Annotated in this window: 1 pseudogene; it reads right to left on the reverse strand. The window is 57.5% G+C overall.

Features of this window, described 5'->3' with window-relative positions:
- A pseudogene (locus tag N005_RS03015) lies at positions 1 to 192 on the reverse strand (DUF6124 family protein); the annotation flags it as partial.
- Between the last annotated feature and the right edge of the window lie 307 nt (positions 193 to 499).

A 499-nucleotide genomic window follows, 5' to 3' on the forward strand; every position in this document is an offset into this window, starting at 1 on the left:
CAGGGTTTCGCTGAGGTTGGCGAGCAGGCACTCGGTGTCGACGCCGTTGACGACGGTGAAAAGTTGGCCTAGATCGGCCTTGGATTCGGACGTTTGGGGCTTGAGGTAGAAATCGAGGGCGCGCTTGGCGGCTTTGTCGAGTTCCGAGGTGTTGGGGTCGGTGTCTGGTGGGTTGGGGGTTACTTTGAACATGGTTGAAGCTCCAGGTAATTAAATTGGAGCCATCACTCTCTCGCTACCAAACGAAGGGTGGCGGCCATACGAAGGTTGGTAGACCGGTTACCTGGCACCCGGCGCGTCCGAGGACGCCCTACGCATGACCACCATCAAATAGAAGACAAAAACGTCCCCTGCATCCGGTTGCACAATGCGCCAGGAAAACCGGGCTACCAAACCCGATCGCTGATTCGTCAGCGACCGGAAAACGATAAGGTCAGGCCCCAAAGCGCACAAGCCGGCGGATTCTGGCGTAGTTGTAGGCAATGGCGCAAGGCGATGT

The sequence above is a fragment of the Pseudomonas mediterranea CFBP 5447 genome, assembly GCF_000774145.1.
Taxonomy (GTDB): Bacteria; Pseudomonadota; Gammaproteobacteria; order Pseudomonadales; family Pseudomonadaceae; genus Aquipseudomonas; species Aquipseudomonas mediterranea.